Source organism: Crenobacter sp. CS_VA4 (genome assembly GCF_055597485.1).
Genome location: NZ_JBVMAE010000005.1, coordinates 64,268 through 83,047, shown reverse-complemented (window position 1 = coordinate 83,047; position 18,780 = coordinate 64,268). Strand labels below are relative to the sequence as shown.

12 protein-coding genes are annotated in these 18,780 nt (G+C 62.8%); 3 read left to right on the top strand and 9 right to left on the bottom strand.

Annotation, left to right across the window (positions count from 1 at the left end):
* Positions 1–933, top strand: coding sequence for an NAD(P)-dependent oxidoreductase (locus ACZ2IA_RS06395; RefSeq protein ID WP_470291876.1), 933 nt, complete (start codon positions 1–3; stop codon positions 931–933).
* A 364-nt stretch (positions 934–1,297) separates the two neighbouring features.
* Entirely contained in the window at positions 1,298–2,674 is a 1,377-nt protein-coding gene (locus ACZ2IA_RS06390; protein ID WP_470291747.1) for a DEAD/DEAH box helicase, read from the top strand.
* A gap of 131 nt (positions 2,675–2,805) precedes the next feature.
* Here the strand turns inward: ACZ2IA_RS06390 and ACZ2IA_RS06385 are convergent, their stop codons facing one another.
* The 5 genes from ACZ2IA_RS06385 to ACZ2IA_RS06365 all read right to left on the bottom strand — a co-directional run bounded on the left by ACZ2IA_RS06385 (position 2,806) and on the right by ACZ2IA_RS06365 (position 10,019).
* Positions 2,806–3,036: a hypothetical protein gene (locus ACZ2IA_RS06385; RefSeq protein WP_470291746.1), complete on the bottom strand. Its 231-nt coding sequence runs from the start codon at positions 3,034–3,036 to the stop codon at positions 2,806–2,808.
* Positions 3,037–3,041: 5 nt separating this feature from the next.
* On the bottom strand, positions 3,042–3,887 hold the full coding sequence (locus ACZ2IA_RS06380) for a hypothetical protein (RefSeq protein WP_470291745.1): 846 nt from the start codon (positions 3,885–3,887) through the stop codon (positions 3,042–3,044).
* 348 nt (positions 3,888–4,235) lie between these two features.
* Positions 4,236–7,319 (bottom strand): efflux RND transporter permease subunit, encoded by a 3,084-nt coding sequence (locus tag ACZ2IA_RS06375; protein WP_470291744.1) that lies wholly within the window; start codon positions 7,317–7,319, stop codon positions 4,236–4,238.
* Positions 7,320–7,329: 10 nt separating this feature from the next.
* Positions 7,330–8,451 carry an efflux RND transporter periplasmic adaptor subunit gene (locus ACZ2IA_RS06370; protein WP_470291743.1) on the bottom strand — a complete coding sequence of 374 codons (1,122 nt, stop codon included), beginning with the start codon at positions 8,449–8,451 and terminating at the stop codon, positions 7,330–7,332.
* Positions 8,452–8,462: 11 nt separating this feature from the next.
* Positions 8,463–10,019, bottom strand: coding sequence for an efflux transporter outer membrane subunit (locus ACZ2IA_RS06365; protein ID WP_470291742.1), 1,557 nt, complete (start codon positions 10,017–10,019; stop codon positions 8,463–8,465).
* A gap of 395 nt (positions 10,020–10,414) precedes the next feature.
* Between ACZ2IA_RS06365 and ACZ2IA_RS06360 the strand changes: the two genes are divergently transcribed.
* Positions 10,415–11,209 carry a hypothetical protein gene (locus tag ACZ2IA_RS06360; RefSeq protein ID WP_470291741.1) on the top strand — a complete coding sequence of 265 codons (795 nt, stop codon included), beginning with the start codon at positions 10,415–10,417 and terminating at the stop codon, positions 11,207–11,209.
* 64 nt (positions 11,210–11,273) lie between these two features.
* Here ACZ2IA_RS06360 and ACZ2IA_RS06355 read toward each other — a convergent pair whose 3' ends face one another.
* The 4 genes from ACZ2IA_RS06355 to ACZ2IA_RS06340 all read right to left on the bottom strand — a co-directional run bounded on the left by ACZ2IA_RS06355 (position 11,274) and on the right by ACZ2IA_RS06340 (position 18,777).
* Positions 11,274–12,227: an alpha/beta fold hydrolase gene (locus tag ACZ2IA_RS06355; protein ID WP_470291740.1), complete on the bottom strand. Its 954-nt coding sequence runs from the start codon at positions 12,225–12,227 to the stop codon at positions 11,274–11,276.
* Positions 12,228–12,352: 125 nt separating this feature from the next.
* Positions 12,353–13,081: a pseudouridine synthase gene (locus ACZ2IA_RS06350; RefSeq protein WP_470291739.1), complete on the bottom strand. Its 729-nt coding sequence runs from the start codon at positions 13,079–13,081 to the stop codon at positions 12,353–12,355.
* Positions 13,082–13,551: 470 nt separating this feature from the next.
* Positions 13,552–17,820: a PAS domain S-box protein gene (locus tag ACZ2IA_RS06345; RefSeq protein WP_470291738.1), complete on the bottom strand. Its 4,269-nt coding sequence runs from the start codon at positions 17,818–17,820 to the stop codon at positions 13,552–13,554.
* A gap of 42 nt (positions 17,821–17,862) precedes the next feature.
* Positions 17,863–18,777: a diguanylate cyclase domain-containing protein gene (locus ACZ2IA_RS06340; RefSeq protein WP_470291737.1), complete on the bottom strand. Its 915-nt coding sequence runs from the start codon at positions 18,775–18,777 to the stop codon at positions 17,863–17,865.
* Positions 18,778–18,780 lie beyond the last annotated feature (3 nt).

Here is an 18,780-nt window from a genome sequence, read left to right as displayed (position 1 = left end):
CTGAAAAATTCGGAATGGCTTTCCATTTATGACAATGGCAAGCCACACACAAGAACAGGGACAATCATGGAAAAAATTGGCTTTATCGGCCTGGGGCTGATGGGCACCCCGATGACGAGGCGGCTGCTCAACGTCGGCTTCGACATCACCGTCTGGAACCGCTCGCCCGACAAGTGCGCGCCGCTCGCTGCCGCCGGTGCCAAGGTGGCAGCCAGCGTCGCCGAGCTGGTCGCCAACGTCGACGTGGTGATGCTGTGCGTGTCGGACACCGCCGCGGTCGAGGCCCTGCTGTTCGCCGACGACGGCATCGCCGCCAACGCCCGCGCCGGCCAGCTGGTCGTCGACTTCTCCAGCATCGAACCGGCCGCCACCCGCGACTTCGCCGCACGCCTCGAAGCGCAGAGCGGCGCACGCTGGATCGACGCGCCGGTGTCGGGTGGCGTGCCCGGCGCCGAGGCCGGCACGCTGGTGATCATGGCCGGCGGTCGCACCGAGGACGTCGAGCGCGTTGCTCCGCTGGTACTGCCGCTGTCGCAGCGCCTCACGCGGATGGGCGATGTCGGCGCCGGCCAGGTCAGCAAGGTCTGCAACCAGCTGATCGTCGCTGCCAACGCGATGCTGATCGCCGAGGCGGTGTCCCTGGCCGAACGGAACGGTGTCGACGCCGCCCTGCTCGCCCCGGCGCTGGCCGGCGGCTTTGCCGACTCCAAACCGTTCCAGATGCTGGTGCCGCGCATGGCCACCAGCCTGCACGAACCGGTGCAGTGGAAGGTCGCGACGCTGTTGAAAGACCTCGACACCGCGGTGAAAGTGGCGCGCGAAAGCGGTGCCGGCACGCCGTTGGCGGCGCTGGCCGATCAGCTGATGCGGGTGTTCGCCGAACGTGACAACGCCCAGCGCGACCTCTCCAGCATCATCGAGCTATATCGTTGATTTGCTTCATGCAAAGCAATCTCCCGAAGCCGGCCCGGCCCGCTTCGGGTGTTGCATTGCAAAAACCGCTTGCCAAACAGACACTTTCTTCGCTATAGTCCGGCCTCTTGTGAGGACAACGGTCCTCCACGATTGTTTCATCGTCCCTGACCTCGCTTTTCGCCCCGTCTCTAGCCGGCTCTGTTTCCGGCACTTCTTCGCGGCTCTTTCAGTTCAGGTTGGTGCCGATGAGTGTTGGCCGCCGAAGATGCGGCCCGTTACCCGGCCCCAACCACGGATTCTGCTTTTCCGATGGCGTAGCTTTGCTTACGCGATCGGTGCGCCAGCATGCGTCCGCCGGGTACAACCCAGGACTACTGACTACATGACTATCAAATTCTCCGATATTGGCTTGGCCCCGGCTCTCACCCAGGCTCTGGAAACTGCAGGCTACGAAAGCCCGACGGGCGTTCAAGCCGAAGCGATTCCGGCGGCACTGGCCGGCAAGGACCTGCTGGTATCGGCTCAGACCGGTAGCGGCAAGACGGCCGCCTTCCTGCTGCCGTCGATGCACAAGCTGAACGACCGCTCGGAAAAGCCGGGCAAGGGCCCGCGCGTTCTGGTGCTGACCCCGACCCGCGAGCTGGCTCAACAGGTTGAAAAGAACGCCCAGACCTACGGCGAAAACATGCGCTGGATGCGTACTGCCTGCCTGGTCGGCGGCGCCTCATTCGGCTTCCAGACCCGCGCGCTGTCGCGTCCGGTCGACATCGTCGTGGCCACCCCGGGCCGTCTGATGGACCACATGCGCCAAGGCCGTATCGACTTCTCGCGCCTCGAAGTGCTGATCCTCGACGAAGCCGACCGCATGCTCGACATGGGCTTCGTTGACGACATCGAAGAAATCGTCAAGGCCACCCCGAGCGATCGCCAGACCCTGCTGTTCTCGGCGACGCTGGACGGCGTGGTTGGCCGCATGGCCGAGCGCATGACCCGTGACCCGCAACGCATCGAGATCGCCCGCGTCGACGACGGCGGCAAGATCGACGAACACCTGATGTACTGCGACGACAACCGTCACAAGGAACGTCTGCTCGAAGTGATCCTGAAAGAAGCCGGTTTCGACCAGTGCGTGATCTTCACCGCGACCAAAGTAGGCTCGGAAGAACTGGCCGACAAGCTGTCCGATCAGGGCTACCAGGCCGCCTGCCTGCACGGCGACATGCCGCAAAGCTGGCGTAACCGTACCCTGAACGACCTGCGTCGCGGTCGTATCAAGGTACTGGTCGCCACCGACGTGGCCGCCCGCGGCATCGACGTACCGACCATCACCCACGTGGTCAACTACGACCTGCCGAAGCAGGCCGAAGACTACGTGCACCGCATTGGTCGTACCGGTCGCGCCGGCCGTGATGGCACCGCCATCACCCTGTCGGAAGTGCGCGAATACCACCGCGTGCGTCGCATCGAGCAATACCTGAAGCGCACCCTGCCGGAAGGCGTGATCGAAGGCATGGAGCCGACCCGTCGCGTACCGAAGGGCGGCAGCAGCGCCGGCCCGCGTCGCAACGGTGGCGGCGGCTACGGCAAGAAGCCGAGTGGCGGTGGCTACGGCCGCGGCACCGGCAGCAGCAGCGGTAGTGGCAAGCCGAGCGGCAACGGCGGTGGTGGCTACGGTCGCAAGCCGGGCAGCGGCGGCGGCTACGCTGGCCGTGACGGCGGCAGCCGCGACCGTCGCGACGGCGGTCGTCGCTACGACTGATCTGCCTCGCGCAAGTCAAAATGGCACCCCTCGGGGTGCCATTTTTCATGTTCGGCGTTCGAGGCCACGCTGAGGCGAATTGCGAAAGCGGCCCGCATTTCGGGCCGTTTTGCTATCCGGATGCCAAGGGTTCAGCCGTAAACCGCACTTTCCTCCAGCTCACGGATCGCCTGTCGTGTGATCCGCACCGGCACCACCACCCGCCTTACCGGCTCGATTCGCCCCAGTTCGATCTCCTCGAAGCACAACTGGTTTTCCTCGTCGGCATTTTCCTGGTCCTGCACGATTCCCATCCGGTCAAGGTGCAGTGCCGACGGGCAGACCCTGAGCAGCTTTTCCGGCGCCCCGATCAAGCCGGCCACTTCGGTCAGCCGGTTCGGCAATTCGGCAAAAGACTTGAGTGGTGCATACTCGGCTTCGACCTCGGCAAGCTTCGCCTCCAGCGCCGGCAGATCACAGCCCTCGTCATCCCCACCATTGCACGTCCCATCGACCACGATGCAGTTACCCGACTGGCGCTGCCGACCCGTTCGGCGCGGCTGAACGCCAGCGCCGTCCCATCGACCACGATGCAGTTACCCGACTGGCGCAGCGCCGTCACCTTCAGCGACAAACGCATCCGGTCGGCCTCGAGTTGCTGGCGCCGTACGTCCTGTTCGGCCAACCTTGACGCCACCGTCTCGGTCAACAGTTGCACGCCGCGTGCCTGCAAGGCCGTGGCGAATGCCTCCGGCGTCGGCTCGGCCAGGGTGAGGCGATGGCGGTCGAAGCTCACCACCACCTGCAGCACGTCGGCACGCAAGGTACCGTTATGGTTGCCGAAGCCGAAGCGCGACTTCTCGCTGCGCTGCATGACCAGCAGCGCGTAGGCCACGTCACCGAGTCGTGGCTGCCGGAAGAAATCGCTCAGCGCCGGGCTTGCGCGCACCGTGGCCAGCAGACTCGCCGGCGACGCGAAGAACATCCCGAGCCGCGGGTCGGCGGTAAAACGGCGTAGCGACAGGTCGATCGGCTCGGGTATCCGCGCGGCGAAGGTGTCGGCATAGCTGAGCAGACGCGACAAGGGTTTTTCCAGCACCTTGCGATGGTTAGACAGCAAGCCCAACTTGGGATCGACCGCCTTGACGAAGGGGTCGAGCGCCGCGCGCACCTCGGCGGCATTCTTGATCGACGGGCCGATCAGGCCCAGACGGCGAAGCAGGGAAACAGGCATGGCAGGCACCGGCAGTTCGGCGCCGAACAGCGCCGCGGAACACTGTCATGATACGGGCCGTAATAATACCTGTGTTGATCCAAATCACTGTCCATCGTAATTCGGTGGGATGTGGACTGAGTAATAGGGTCGATGTCCACTTTTAAGCTGCAAGCAATTCATTCGTCCTTGCGCAACCGCCCGCTGCCGCGAGGCATCGTGGCTTTCCGGCGAAGTGGCCTGTCGAGGAAAATCCGGCCGTGCCCGCGCGGGCAAGAGCGCCTGAAAGAGGCAGCCAAACTAGGGTTTCGCTGGCGTTCACTCCCAAGACCAATGCGCCCCAACAGGTCATCAATCGACGCTATCGCGTCATTCTGATTTGTCCAGCGTGGAATCGCCATGGCTCGCGGCGGCGGCGCGCGCTTCGCGGTGGTGGTCGGTGGCAAGAAACATATACATGGCCGGCACCACGAATAATGTAAATAACGTGCCGATCGACAAGCCGGTAAAAATGACAAGCCCCATCGCACGCCGCCCCGCTGCGCCGGCACCAGACGCGACCACCAGCGGCGCCACGCCGAGCACCATCGCCGCGGTGGTCATCAGGATCGGTCGCAGACGCACGGCGGCAGCCTGTTCCAGCGCGGCGCGCTTGGCCAGGCCTGCGCGTTGTAACTCATTGGCGAATTGCACGATGAGAATGCCATGTTTGCTGATCAGCCCCATCAGGGTCACCAGCCCCACCTGCGTATAAATGTTCAGCGTGGCGAGCCCGAGGTTGATGAACAGCAGCGCACCGAACAGCGCCATCGGCACCGACACCAGAATCACCACCGGGTCGCGGAAGCTTTCGAACTGTGCTGCCAGCACCAACAGCACAATGATCGTGGCAAACAGCAGTGTGGTGACGAAGCCGCCCGATTCCTGCACGAACTGGCGCGACAAGCCCGAATAATCGGTCGAGTAGCCGCTCGGCGCCACCTCATTGGTGATGGTGCGCAAATAATCCAACACCTCACCTTGCGAGACGCTCGGCACAGTCACCCCCGAGATGATCGCCGAATTGAGTTGCTGGAAATGATTGATCGATTCCGGCACCACGCTCGATTCGAAACGGGCCACGGTCGAGGCCGGCAGCACACTGCCGTCGGGCGTACGCAGGTAATAGTCGAGAATCTGCGACGGGTTGAGCCGGTCGACTTGCTGCACCTGCGGAATCACCTTGTAGGAGCGGCCCGCGATCGAGAAATAATTGACGTAGTTGCCACCCAGGGCGGCACTGAGTGCCGCGCCCACGTCCGACTGGTTCAGGCCAAGCGAGGCCACCTTGTCGCGATCGACGACCAGCGTGCTCTGCGGCTTGTCGAGCTTGAGGTCACTATCCACGAAAAAGAACATGCCACTGGCGCGTGCCTTGTCCAGCACGGCTTGCGCCACGTCGTTCAGGTTCTGGAATGGCTCCGTGGTACTGATGGCGAACTGCACCGGCAGGCCTCGTGCACCGGGCAGAGGCGGAAACTGGAACGCCGCCACGCGTGCTCCGGCGATCCGGCCCCATTTTTGTTGCAGCTCCTGCTGCAGTTCCAGCGCATCCCTCCCGCGCTGGTCCCAAGGCTTGAGCAACACACCGCCAATCCCCTGATTGATGGTAGGCACGCCGGTCAACTGGAACATCTGCGCGTACTCGGGAATGCCGCGTGCAAGCTGAAACACCTGGTCGGCATACGTTTGCATTTGCTGGAGCGTCGCATCTGGAGGCCCTTGTAACTGCGCCAGTACGATGCCCTGGTCTTCCTGCGGAGCCAGTTCGGACTTCGAGGTCATGAACAGGTACACCACCGCCCCCAACAACAGCGCCCCCATGACGACCAGCACCACCCACGTGTCCAGCAGGCTGTGCAGCACGCGCTGGTAACCGTGATGCACGCGCTCGAACTGGCGGTCGACGAACCGGACAAAACGCCCGGACTCCTGCTCGGCGCGGAAAAAGCGTGCGCACATCATGGGTGACAAAGTCAGCGCAATGACACCCGACACCGCCACCGCTCCGGCCAGCGTAAAGGCGAACTCGGTAAACAGCGCCCCCGTCAGCCCCCCCTGGAAACCGATCGGCACATAGACGGCCACCAGCACCACGGTCATCGCCAGGATTGGCCCACCCAACTCGCGCGCTGCCATCAGGGCGGCTTCCAGCGGCGGGCGGCCTTCCTGCTTCATGTGCCGGTCGACGTTCTCCACCACAATGATGGCGTCGTCGACCACCAGCCCAATGGCCAGCACCAGCGCCAGCAGCGTCAGCAAATTGATCGAATAGCCGAGTGCCAGCATGGCGAAGAACGTGCCGATCAGCGACAGCGGCATGGCAATCACAGGAATGATCACTGCGCGCAGACTGCCGAGGAACAGGAAGATCACGACCATCACGATCAAGAGCGCCTCGACGAGCGTCTTGATCACTTCCTTGATCGAGGTGCTAACGAACTCGGTGGCGTCATACACGATCTTGCCCGTCAGCCCTACCGGCAACTGCGCCTCAAGAGCGGGAAACGCGTCGCGCACGCGCTTGGCCACATCGAGCACGTTCGCTTCCGGCGCCGTCTTGATGCCGATGAACACCGAACGCTTGCCGCTAAACGCCACGCTGAAGTCGTAGTTGTCCGCACCGAGCACCACGTTGGCGACATCATGCATGCGCACCAGTGCACCGTTCTTCGACTTGACCACGAGCTGCCTGAACCCCTCCACGGTGTGCAGGTCGGTGCTGGCCGTCACATCGACGCTCACCATCTGCCCCTTGGTGGCGCCCAATGCGGAGAGATAATTGTTGTTACCCAGCGCGGTGTAAACGTCGGCGGCGGTCACGCCGTACGCCGCCATGCGTTGTGGATCGAGCCACGCGCGCAGCGCAAACTGCCGGCCACCGAGGATTTCGGCGGTCTGCACCCCTTCCACCGAATCCAGCTTGGGCTTCACCACCCGCAGCAGGTAGTCGGTCACGCTATTGCCGGGCATGACGTCGCTATAGAAGCCCATATACATGGTGTCGGTGGTCTGCCCGACCTGCACGGTGATGACCGGCTGCTGAGCCTGCGGCGGCAACTGGTTGCGTACCGAATTGATCTGCGTGGTGATTTCGGTCAGCGCCCGGTTCGAGTCATAGTTCAGGCGCAGCGTCGCCGTGATGGTCGACACGCCCGTGGTACTGGTCGACGACAAATAGTCGATACCCTGAGCCTGGGCGATCGCCGCCTCCAGGGGCTGCGTAATGAATCCGGCCACCGTCTCGGCATTGGCACCATAGTAGGCCGTGGTGATCGTCACCACCGCGTTCTCGGTGCGCGGATACTGCCTGACCGTCAGACTCGTCAGCGAACGCAGGCCGAGCACGAGAATCAGCAGGCTGACCACCGTCGCCAGCACCGGCCGCTTGATGAAGATATCAGTGAAGTTCATCGCTGAACCCTCATTGCTCTTGCGGCGCCGGGTTCGGCTGATCCGCCGGCTGCACCTTGTTATTGATCACCAGCGGGGTGCCGCTCTTGAGCTTGAGCTGGCCGCTGGTGACCACTTGCGTACCCGACGTCAGGCCTTTTTCGATGGCCACCTGGTCGCCCCGCGTGGCGCCAGGCGTGACGAATACCTGCTGCGCCTCGGGCAGCGTCTTGCCCTGGGCGTTTGGCCGGGTACCCGGCTTGACGATAAATATCGTCGCGCCGTACGGATTGTAGGTGATGGCCGTCTGCGGCAAGGTGAGGTGTTGCCGGGGCGCGCCGACATCGATTTTCACGTTAGCGTACATGCCCGGCAGCAGCTTGCCTTCATGGTTATCGACGCTCGCTTCCACCTGCACATTGCGCGTTGCAGTATCGACCTTCGGATTGATCGAGGTGATCTTTCCGGCGAACGCCCGGCCGCTGAACGAGTTGCTCTCCACCGTCACCGCCTGGCCGACGGCAAGTTGGCCGATCTGCTGCTGCGGCAAATAGAAATCGGCATAGATCGGGTCGATGGCCTGCAAGGTCACGATCGCGTCACCTGGGTTCAGGTACTGGCCGGGGTTAACGGTGGTAATGCCAAGCCGCCCGGCGAACGGCGTGCGAATGGTTTTTTTCTCGACGATGGCGGCCTGTTGCGCCACCTGGGCTTTCTTGCTCTTCAGGTCGGCGGCATCGGCATCGAGCTGTGCCCTGGAAATCACTTCGATCTCGTATTGCGCCTTGTCGCGCGTGTAGACGGTCTGCGCCAGTTCTGCCGCCGCCTGCAGGGCGTGCAGCTGCGCGGTGTCCGAATCGGCGTTGAGCTGCACCAGCACCTGGCCGGCCTTGGCTTCATCGCCCGATTTGAAGCGGATTTCGCGCACCAGGCCGGCGATCTCGGTGGTCACATCCACCCCGCGCACGGCGCGCAGGCTGCCGACCGCCGCCAGTTGCGGCTGCCAGAGCTGGTACGAAGCCGTGATCGCACTGACGGTGGCCGGTGGCGCGGCGTTGCTCGCCATGGATTTCTTTATCATTTGCGCCTTGAACGCATTGAAGCCGATCAGGGCCGCCAGCAGCACGCCGACACAGACCAGCATGATGACCATGCGCTTTTTCATCAATGGGTCTCCATCTGCGCTTCGTCCTTGTTACCCGTGGCCCCTGGTGGCGGCGGAGCATTCCACCATCCCCCGCCGAGCGCTTGGAACAGCGCCGCGGTATCGGCATAGCGCGCCGCCTGCGCCTGGACGAGGCTGACGGTGCTCTGCTGGTATTGGCGTTGCGCATCGAGCAGCGCGAGATAGCTCAGTGCGCCGAGCCGGTATTGCTGCTGGCTGAGTCCCTGCGTATCACGTGCCGACGACCAGGCTTCGGATTGCGCCGCCAGCGCGAGCGCGTCGGCATCGAGCGCGCGCAGCGTATCGGCCACGTTCTGGAAAGCCAGCAGCACGGTTTCCTGGTACTGGGCAGCCGCCTGCTCGTACACGGCCACGGCAGCGCGCTTTTGCGCACTCAGTTGGCCCCCGTGGAAAAGCGGTTGCAGCAGACCGGCCCCGATGCTCCAGACCGTGTTGGCCGACTTGAACACGCCCGCCGGTGTTAACGCTTGGCCGCCGTAGCTGCCCGTCAGCGTCAACTGCGGATACATGGCGGCGGTGGCCACACCGATCTTGGCGCTGGCCTGATGCAGCACGGCATCGGACGCCAGAATATCGGGGCGTTGCCGCACCAGTTCAGACGGCAGGCTCATGGGTAACGTTTGTGGCAGCGAGAAATCGGACAGCTTGAATTGCGGCAAGGACGCATCGCTGGGCGGTTTGCCCGCCAGCACGGCAATCTGGTGGCGTACCTGGTCGAGCGACTGGCGCAGTGCCGGCAGGGTAGCGCGTGTCTGTGCAAGCAACGTGCGCTGTGCCAGTACCGCGGTACGGTTCACGCCGCCCAGCTCGAACTGGCGCGTCACCAGGTCTAGCTGTTCTTGTTGGTAGGCGGCGATATGTTCGGTAGCCTCGACCTGGGCGCGCAGCGACGCTTCCTTGACGCTCGCGGTGACGAGATTGGCCGTCAACGCCAGGTAGGCCGCCTGCAACTGAAAGCGCTGATAATCGACCTGCGCGCGCAACGCCTCGAGTTCGCGCCGGGCGCCGCCGAACAGATCGAGCGAATAGGATACGTTGACGGACGCGTTATAGAGAGTGAGCTCCGGACTCAAGCCCGGCTGGCCAAAGGCGAGCCCTGAGATTTTCGAGCGGTTTGCGCCCAGTTTCGCATCGATGCTGGGATAGAGCGCGCTGCCCACCTCGGCGTTGACGTTCTCGCGTGCCTGCCGCAATGCCGCTTGCGCGGCGGCAAGGTTGGGGCTGTTGGCAAGCGCGTCGCGCATCAACGCGTTGAGCGGATCGCAATGGAAGAGCGACCACCATTCGCCAGGGATGTCTTGCCCCGTGACAAAACGCTGGGCGGCGCCAGACATGCCCGGTGCCGAAGCGGTCTCGCCAGGCAGCGGCGCAGAGGTAAAGTGGTCACCAACCGGGGGCGCGGGCGTGTGGTAGTCCGGGCCGACCGCGCAGGCCGCCAGCGTCGAGCCGATGAGCATCGCGACGGCGACATTCACCGCGCCCGGTGTTCGTTGCCGGAGTTTCCAGTGAACGACATGCCGCAAGTCGTCGACCATTCATCCGTCTCCTCGTCACACTCCGTGGTTGAGGCCGGTTACCTTGTCGTTACGCCATCCTGTCATGCCAGCGCATGGCCTGTTGAGTGACCTGTGTCTTCAGATGTCCACACGCATGTGAAGCCTATTCCAATTTCGCGGGACTGACCATTGACCGAGCGGCACTTGGTCGATTTGACCGCGCGGCGTTGTGGTGCCCCTTCGTTCAGTGAGTCGCTTGCAACCTCGCACCGCGATGCCACTTCAGGAAGGGGGCGTCCATACCATTAACAAAGTCGCCGCCACAACAGAACGACCGCTTTATCCTTGCCGAGTGGGCAGTGTTTGGCCTAGATCAAATGACATGGCAATCAAAATTCACGGCATACCCTTCCTCCACCCGGACAACCGCCATCATGCATAGACGCGTTTCGCTGGCCCTGTACCTCGGATTCCTTGCACTACCGGCTTTCGCCGATTCATCCCTGCCCAACATCACCGTCGGCGCCGAAGGCTACGTCGAGAACTACAAAGAGACGGTCGACGGCTCCACCTTCATGAAGGAAGATAGCCAGATGGTCGCGCTGGTCGCTTCGGCCCGGCTCGACCTGACTAACACCCAGGCGCTGGAGCTCTCCGGCCGCTACGGCCACGGTTATGCCGGCTACAGCAGCGACAGCGGTCACAAGGATGGCCTGACCCGGGTCAGCTCCGACTGGCGGCTGGTCTACAAGCATGACTTCGCCGCCGGGGCCAGCACGGTGACACCGGAAGCCGGCTTCGGCGTGCGGCTGTTGACCGACCATCTCGACGAGTTCCAGCCCGGCGGCTACCGACGCGAGTCGACCTACCAGTACCTGTTGCTAGGCGTCAGCAACCGCAGCCCGCTCGCCGACAACTGGGCGCTCGTCCCCCGCTTCGCCTACCAGTACCTGGTACGCGGCACGCAGAAATCGCACCTGAGCGACATCAACCCGACCTACCCCGACCTGAGTAACACCCAGCGTAACGGCTATGGCCTGGAACTGTCGGTGGGTTTCGAGAAGAAGCTGGCCGACAGCAACATCGTTGCGCTGACGCCGTTCTTCCGCTACTGGCACATCGGCGACAGCTCGACCGACACGGTGTCCAATGCCTACGTCACGATCACCGGCAAGGAGCCGAAAAACACCACCGAGGAAGCCGGTTTCAACGTCGCCTACCGCTTCTGATCGGACGACAGATACGATAACGCCCCGCGGTCGGCGGGGCGTTGCTGCGACGGTGGGCGGAACGTCAGCTTGCCTGCGGCTTCAGAATGCTGGAAAGCAAGGCGGTGGTCTCCTTCGGTTTTTCCACCGGCAGGTTATGGCCAGCTCCGGGCACCACCCGAACCGGCGCGCCGATGGCCTCGCCCAAGCGCAAGCCGATCGGCAGCGGGAAAATCTGATCGTTGTCGCCCCAGATCAGCTCGGTGCGCGGCCAGTTGGCACCGACCATCCGCGCCTGGTAGTGCTCGCGCCCGTCGATCAGGTCGCGCATCAGCAGGCGCAGCGCGTCCTCGCGACCGACGTAGTACTGGATGCGCATCTCTTCGAGCACGGACGTCGGGATCGGAACCGGCGGTTGCTCGGCCAGCGTCATCCGCAGCAGACGAGCGATATCGGTCGGTTGCTCGGGGATGAACAGGGCTTCGGCCGAGCTGACGCTGGCGCGAACCAGTAGGCTGTCGAGATCGGATTGGTTATAGACCGTGCCGGGCGAGTTGATGATCACCATCGAACTGACCCGTTGCGATAGACGATGCGCCAACTCCATCGCGACGAAACCGCCGTACGACACGCCGACGAGCGCCACATTGGCAACACCGAGGTGATCGATCAAGGTTTGCAGGGCGTCGGTCTGCGCCGACAGCGACGGCGACCGTTGCGACTGACTAGCGCCGAACCAGAGCAGATCGGGCACGATCACCCGATGGCTCCTGGCCAGCTGGGTCATCTGCGCGCGCCAACTGATTACCCCGTTGGCACCGAAGCCGTGGATCAGCAGCACCGCCGGACCGCTGCCGGCCTGGCGGTAACTGAGCCTACCATCCGGCAAGGCCAGCGTTTTCGGTGAGAAGCCGGCCGCCCGAACCATCAACTCGGCCCACCACGTGTAGGCCGTCACCGGGGCAAAGGCCGCCGCACCCCCTCCGGCCACCAGTGCGGTAGCAAGCAGGCCGCCGAGAAGCTTGACGGTTGTTTTCATGGCTCGGCTCCCCTCTGCATTGCAATCCGGTTAATTCAATCTTAGCGGGGTTTTGTCGACGTCGACAGCCTCGTCAAACGCATAACGGCCCGCAAGCGGGCCGTCGGTCTGAATGAATGCGACGTTTAAAAATGTTCGCCCGGTTTCAAGTAACGCCACTTACCCTGCGGCAAGTCGCCCAGCATCACCTGGCCGATGCGGATACGCTTAAGCCCCACCACTTTCAAGCCGACCAGTTCGCACATGCGACGGATCTGACGCTTCTTGCCTTCGCGCAGGATGAAGCGCAGCTGGTCATCGTTCTGCCACCACACCTTGGCCGGCCGCAGTGGCTGACCGTCGAGTTCCAGGCCGTGGTTGAGCTGCTTCAGCCCGGCGTCGCTCAGGCTGCCACTGACCCGCACCAAGTACTCCTTTTCCACCTCGGAATTCTCGCCGATGAGGGCCTTGGCGACGCGACCGTCCTGGGTCAGCACTAATAGACCCACCGAATCGATATCGAGCCGGCCGGCCGGCGCCAGCCCCTTCAGGTGCTCCGGCGAGAAGCGTACCCGGCTGTCGTCGCCGCGCCACTGGTTCTGCGGCGTGACCAGTACCACCGCCGGCTGGTATCCATTCTCAGCCTGGCCCGACACATAGCCGACCGGCTTGTTGATCAGGATGGTGACCCGGTCGGCCTGGCTGCGCTTGGCACGGCTGTCGAGCTCGATGCGCTGGCCCGGCAGCACCTTCTGGCCGAGCACCGCCACCTCGCCGTCGACCGAGACCCAGCCCTTTTCGATATACGCGTCCGCTTCGCGGCGCGAGCACAGGCCGAGCTCGGCAAGGCGTTTAGACAGGCGGACAGGTTCCATACGGCGAGACTCCAAAATGGCAAGGGGCGGCAGAGGCCGCCCCAGGCTGCAATGATTCTTGAATCGGGTGCGACGAGACGCCATTGATCGACATCGCCACACCCCGCCATTCTAGCGCAAGCACCGCCGGGTCGTCGCGCGGACAAAAAAAAGACGGCTAACCGGAGGGGCTAGCCGCGAATTAGATCGAGAGGATGCCAAACAGTCGAGATCGCACCGAAGGGCGACAGGAAAACGACGTAAATCTCAACACATAAGGGCTCACATCCAACGTGAGCCACCCCGCTGTGGGGCGCGAACTAATCCTAGCCCAAGTACTGGTGGCGTTATATACGTACTTCCACTTAAAAATCGTCATTATTGACCGAGCAAGCCTCGAAGCCGGCAATTTGCGGGTCAGCGCCAGGCTTTTTGCCCCTCTCGCGACGCCGCTACGGGCGACTTGCCTCCAACCGTTTTGTTAACGGCACTTAAGAATGCGGTGCGTGAAGTTGCAAGGTCTGCCTTGCCCGGTGAAAATCAAGCCCATCGATGGCCCGGTCCACTTCGGCTAACGCCTCGGCCGGAAGCACGCCGAACAAGGCCGGGCGCAGCTCCGCGTAGGCCTCGCACGCCTCGATATTGTGTTGCGACAGTAGTCGCAACAACGTTTCGAGGGCGACCCCATCCAATGGCACAGCCACGGCAGTGTCGGCACGTCGCTCGGTTTGACCGGCCAGCCACTGGTTCATCGCCTCCAACGCCTCCCCAAGTGCCTGTTCGACCTCGCCTAGCCGGGCCAGATAGGACGATTGGTTTTCGTTCCGGATTACCGCTTCGGCAGCGGCAGCCGCTTGCGCCAGTGCGTCAGCACGCAATGTGGCGGCCGTGCCTTTCAGGGTGTGCAGGATCCGTGCAGCATCATGGGGCTGCTCATCCGCCAGAGCTTGGCGAACATCATCAACGGCGGTTCGGTTGGTCTCGGTGAACTGTCGGATCAGCGTGTACTGCAGGGTGACGTCTCCCCCGAGCACGTTCAGCACAACATCGGGCGCGAAAAGTGCTGTCGTGGCGTCGGCAGCACGCCACGCCAGTGTGGCTGCCGCAGCGGCGGGACGCTCGGCAGCGAGCCCTGCCGGAAGGTGGCGGCGAATGGTGCCGAGCATCTTGTTCACATCCAGCGGCTTGGCCACGAAGTCGTCCATCCCCGATGCCGCGCACTGGTCTTGTTCCGACTGCATCACCCCCGCCGTCATGGCGATCACCGGCAGGGTCAGCTTCAGCTCCTGACGAATCAGCCGGGTGGCGGTGAAGCCATCCATGACCGGCATCTGCACATCCATCAGCACCGCATGATAGTGGTCTGGGCTGGCGCGCAGCAGGTCTACCGCCTGTTGGCCATCGGTAGCGATTTCCAGCGTCGCACCGGCCAATTCAAGAATCCTTTTTGCCACAACCTGGTTGAGGCGGTTGTCCTCGACCAGCAGAAGATGGGCGCCATCCAGGCGGCCTAATGTTGTGGCTTGAGCCACTGAGCCCCGAAAATCCGTGCGGCCACGCCGCCTCACTAAGGACTCGTGCAAGGCATCGTACAGACTGGAGCCGGTGATCGGTTTGATCAGGATACCGTCGATCTTGCCCACTTCCGGCTGATGCACCAAGGTATCGTGGCCAAAGGCACTGACCATGATCATGACCGGCAGAACGGTGCCACTGGCCGCCGCCTTGATAGCCAAAGCGGTGGCCAGGCCGTCCATGCCCGGCATCTGCCAGTCGCTGAGTACCACGTCGTAGTGCCGTCCGGCGGCCAAATCGGCGTTCAAGAACCGCAATGCCTCTTCGCCAGAGCTAGCCACATCGGCATGCCAGCCCCACGCGTCGACGATTTGCTCGAGGAAAGACCGCGCGGTCTCGTTATCGTCCACCACCAGTAGTCGCAAGCTCCCCATGCTCGGTCGGCGGGCGGTCTGAGCGATATTGGACGCCACGCCCAGCGGCACGGTGAAGAAGAATTCGCTGCCTACGCCGGGGGTGCTGTGGACGCCGATCTCGCCCCCCATCATCTCGACCAGGCGCCGGCAGATGGCCAGGCCGAGGCCGGTGCCACCAAAACGGCGCGTGGTGGAACCATCGGCCTGTTCGAAGGCGTTGAACAGCCGGGACTGTTGCTCCTCGTTTATGCCGATGCCGGTGTCGCGAACGACGAAGCGCAGCAGGACGTGGCTGTCCTGCCACTGGGCCACGTCGACCGATACGGCCACTTCACCACGTTCAGTGAACTTGATGGCGTTACCGGCCAAGTTGACCAGCACCTGCTGCAGACGCAGTGCGTCGCCGATCAGCACCTGTGGTACGTAAGGGGAGACGCCGATCGCCAGCTCCAGGTCTTTCTGGCCGATGTTGACAGTCATGATCGTCGCCAGCGCGTTCAGCGTTTCGTCCAGCTGGAACTCACTCGGAGCCAGCGCCATCTTGCCGGCTTCGATCTTTGAGAAGTCGAGGATGTCGTTGAGGATGCCGAGCAGGGACTGACCCGATACCCGGATCATGTCGAGGTACTTCTTCTGCTCTGCCGACAGCGGGGTATTGCCGAGCAGATGACTCATGCCGAGTACCGCGTTCATCGGTGTTCGGATCTCGTGGCTCATATTGGCCAAGAACTCGCTCTTGGCCCGGCTGACCTCTTCGGCCAACTCCTTGGCCGTCGAGAGGGCCTGTTGAGCCTGGCGCTGCTCGGTAATATCCCGGTTCACCCCCACCATACGCAATGGCCGGCCATCCTGATCGTCGATGACGACGGCCGTGGCCTGGATGTGGCGGGTCTCGCCGGAGGACCTGAAGATGCGAAACACGGTGTCGAACGTCGCATCGCCGCGAATCACCGCCTCGAGCAGTGCCTCGGCGGCGGCCAAATCGTCGGGGTGGACGCGCTGTCGCCACATCTCGTAGGTGTTTGAGCCGCTGTCGGGTTCGAGGCCGTACAGTCGGAACATCTGCTCGTCCCATACCAGTGCCTGGGTCTGGATGTTCCAATCCCACACGCCCATGCCGACTGCGCCGGTGGCAAGGCGAAGCCGCTCGGACAAGCTGAGGATCTCCTGCTCCTGAGCGCGTCGCACGGTGATGTCGTCGATCTGTAAGATGATATTGTGCTGGCCGTCGGCCCCGTCGAGCCGGGACACCTTGATGTCTGCGAGGATCGCGTGGCCGTCCCGGTGCAGGTAGCGCTTTTCCAGTTGGTAGGCGGCGCTCTCCCCCGCGAGCAGACGCCGCATGTGTTCGATGCCCATTGCGTGATCGTCGGGATGGGTGACCTCGAGATAGCTTCTTCCCAACAACTCTTCGCGCGGGTAGCCCAGCATGCGGCAGAAGTGCCCGTTGACTTCGACGTAACGGCCCGACTGATCCATGAGCGCAAAACCGGTGGCGGCAAACTCCAGCGCGCCGCGAAAACGCGCTTCGCTCTGTCGCAATGCCTGTTCGTGCTCACGGCGGATGGTAATGTCGTCGACCTGGACAATCAGGCGCGGCTGAGCGACCTCCCCCTTGAGACGGGACACCTTGACTTCGACCCAAACGGTATGGCCATCCTTGTGCAGATAGCGTTTTTCGAGCATATAGGTGTCTATCTCGTCGCCCAACAGACGACGCAGCTGCTCCACCGACAGGGTACGGTCTTCCGGGTGCGTAATATCGACATGGGAAAGCCCCAGCAATTCTTCGCGGGCATAGCCGAGCATCTTGCAGAAGAAACCGTTGACCTCAACCACCCGGCCGTTGGTGTCCGCCAGGGCAAAACCGGTCGAGGCGAACTCCAGGGTGCCGTGAAAACGCGCCTCGCTGGCAGTCAGGCGTGAGCTTTGTTCGCGCAACTGGTCGGCCACGATGCCGACGAGAGCCGGAAACAGGGTCGCCAATGCGCTCGTGGCCCAGATGGGCTTGGCACCGGCGACGGCGATCAGCGGCGGAAGCGAAACCCAACCCAATAACAGCAACATGCCGAGCACGAAAATCGTCAGGTTGGCGATGAGCACGGCACGTAGCCCCCCCTGACGGAGGGCCACAAAGGTCAGCAAGACCGCAATGCAAATGAAAGGAAAGGGAAAAAACTCCAGCTGCGCCCACGTCGCTAGGATGACCAGCCCCCCCGAGGCCAGGAAAACAACACCACGTGCCCCGTTGAAGAGATCGGCGATATCACGACGCGTGATCATCAGGCCAGGCAGCGCCAACAGCAGTGCGCCGATGGTGTCGCCTAACCACCAGTTGCCATACACCGCTTGCCAGGGCACACCAATGCTCGCCCAGACGATCGTGCTACCAAGCGCCGCGCCGAGTGGCGCGGCGACAAGGGTATACAGACCGAGAACTCTGATTGCCGCACTCGGTGAGAGCGAGCCTTCCTCGAGGCCGGCGTAGCGCAGCGCCAGCCAGGCGGCCAGGACGATTTCTGTCACGTTGGCCAGACTGACACCGAGACTGAACAGGACAGTGTCGCCATGCGTCAGATTGGCGACCACATTGCCAAGGAGCGAGGCCAGCAGTAACCCGCCCCACTCGCGTCGGGGGCTGCGTACCAGACCGGCAAACATGATGGCGTTCGGCAGCCAGACAAAGGCGATGTTATTGGACGCCCGCGAGAGCGCCATACACAGCAGGGCCAGCGCGTAGAACACCAGCGCGTAAAGCGCCGCCTTCAGGAGAAAATGACGGTCAGACGGTGAAGCATCATCTTGCGCAGGCATGGGGGGGATGGACACCTGATTCCTCCAAACAGAACGCGAAGTCGATCGTCGAAACAATTATTCCGCCGCCTCGAGTCGGTTCCGGCCAGCGGCTTTGGCGCGATACAAGGCCCGGTCGGCCTGCTCGATCAACTCAAGGGTGGTGCGGCTGGGATCTGGCACGCACGAGGCGACGCCGACGCTGATGGTGACGATGCTCGCCGTGTCGGAGAGTTGGTGCGGCAGATTAAGCGCACGGATCTGGTCGCAAATCCCCTCGCCATATTTTTTCGCCTCGTTCAACGAGGTATTGGGCAGGACGGCGACAAACTCTTCGCCACCGAAGCGAGCCACGATTTCACCTGGGCGGCGGGTAGCAACCTGTAGCACCGCAGAGATGCTTTGCAAGCAGGCATCCCCCTCCAGGTGACCATAACCATCGTTGTAGGCTTTGAAGTGATCGATATCGATCATGACTAGGCTCAATGGAGCAGGCAGGCGCTGATGCCGGCGCCACTCTGTCTCGAGACGCCCATCGAAATAACGGCGGTTGTAGAGGCCGGTCAGGCCATCGCGATTGACCTGCTGTTGCAACTGTTCGGCCTGTTGCTTGACGGTGAGTTGCGTTTGCACCCGAGCCCGGACTACCGGTGGATTGAGCGGCTTGCTGATGAAATCGACCGCACCGGCCTCCAGTGCGGCCACTTCATGCTCGGCGCTGCGATGAGAAGTGACAAACATGATGGCGCAATCGCTTGTCGCCGGATCGGCCTTCAGTCGGCGACACACCTCGTAACCGTCCACCGACGGCATTTCGACGTCGAGCAGAATCAATTGCGGTTGCCGTTGTTGGGCGATCTCGATGCCCGCCTCGCCGCTCGTGGCGAACAGGATCTCGCCCTTGTCCTTCAGCAGGCTGCTCAGTAGCCGAATGTTGGCTACGCTGTCATCGATGATCAGAATCCGGCAGGGTTGTTCTGACGATGCAATCATTAA